Origin of the sequence: Flavobacterium sp. DSP2-3-1 (assembly GCF_049896865.1) — a bacterium.
In the GTDB taxonomy this organism is placed as follows: domain Bacteria; phylum Bacteroidota; class Bacteroidia; order Flavobacteriales; family Flavobacteriaceae; genus Flavobacterium.
On the sequence record NZ_JAFCVD010000029.1, the window covers coordinates 1 to 1,584 of the forward strand.

At 28.9% G+C, this 1,584-nt stretch carries 2 protein-coding genes; both read left to right on the forward strand.

What is annotated here, in order from left to right:
* The first annotated feature begins 169 nt into the window (after positions 1 to 169).
* Positions 170 to 1,060: a hypothetical protein gene (locus tag ACP7AT_RS15740; protein WP_426065391.1), complete on the forward strand. Its 891-nt coding sequence runs from the start codon at positions 170 to 172 to the stop codon at positions 1,058 to 1,060.
* A 1-nt stretch (position 1,061) separates the two neighbouring features.
* The gene (locus ACP7AT_RS15745; protein ID WP_426065392.1) at positions 1,062 to 1,337 is read left to right on the forward strand and encodes a hypothetical protein; all 276 of its coding nucleotides are present in this window, start codon (positions 1,062 to 1,064) and stop codon (positions 1,335 to 1,337) included.
* Positions 1,338 to 1,584: the final 247 nt, after the last annotated feature.

Genomic DNA, 1,584 nt, shown 5'->3' on the forward strand with positions numbered 1-1,584 from the left:
ACGCTACAAGCAATTTGGGTATTACGCTTAATTTAAAATTGGTTTTGTATTTGGATGATTTGGCAAATCCGAAAATAGGGCTTAATTTAGTCCCAAACTGCTTGTAGCGCGGGAACGTTAGCTGTGATTTAACCGCAGAGAAATAGAATTTAATAACATAAAATTGTAAATGAAGAAGGAATCGTTAGGAAAAATATTACTATTAAGTTGGAAAAGTACATTTACAGGTAATTTATGGAAATGGTTGATTGGAAGCGCCAGTACACTATTTGGACTCTTATTATTGGGGAAAAATTTTTTTAACACCACAGTAGAGAATTCAATTTACATTGGAATCTCAATACTTTTGATAATTTTTTTAATTAGATATTTATTGTTTTTTTCAATTAATGTTATTCAATTAATTCATTATACGTATAAAGAATCTGTTTACGGGGATGCTATAATATTACTTAGAGATTCATTTTCAAAAATTCATTCATTAAGAAAATTTGACCAAATTGAAGATAAGGATTTTATTGAGACTATGGTTATTTTTTGCAACAACTTAAAAGTTATATTTGACAAAAAGACAAAAAACAAATGTTCTGTTTCAATTAAAGTTCCTGTAAAAGGTCATGTAAATGAATCAACAAAAGTAATTAATCTTTGTAGAGATTCAGTTGCTACAAAAATTAGAGATACTAACGATTATCAAAAGTTAAACCATACAATTATTGGAAATACAGCATACCAAAAAATATTAAATAATATTTTAAAAGAAAACAAAGAACAACTTTATTATTTGAACAATAATATTTCCTTTAGTGCTGATTATGAAAACACCAGTAAAGATTCATACGAAAACGGAAAACTTCCATACGAGAGTGAATTAGTGTATCCATTAATACCACATCTTTGGGATTCAAAATCTAAAAATTTCGAATGTATTGGTTTTATTTGCATAGACTGCAATACCAAAGATGTTTTTGACGAAAAATATGATGTCGCCATAATTTCGGGGGTTGCAGATGGAATTTATGATACAATAACTTTAAGAAACAATCAAAAAATAAATTAACATGAGTAAAGTCAAAGAAAAAAACATTGGTTTTGAAGTACTTACTGAAAACAATGAGCATGTAGTTTATAAAAGAGTATTATCTTCTAATATCCCAAATAAAGTAAGGAAGAAACGAGAGATGGAATTACCAAAAGTAACTATTTCTTATTTTGAGAAAGATGATATAGAACGCCTTCACGCAATTCAAGCAGAATTGGCAAATACTTATGTCATAAAGAAAGATGGAGAATTTATATTAATAATAAGAGCCATTAAAGATTTCCTAATTAAATAAACCACAGCTAACACACGCTACAAGCAATTTGGGGATTTGGCTTAATGGAAAAATAGGTTTGTATCTGGAAGATTTGGCAAATCCGAAGAATGGGCTTAATTTAATCCCAAACTGCTTGTAGCGCGGGAACGTCAAACTGTCTAATAACCTCTCTTCTTCCCCATAAATTTATTTGTATTAAAAATCGCTCAAATAACTTGCGCAACTCGTTGATTTTTTGTACATTTAAGTATGAAATTCATCAACG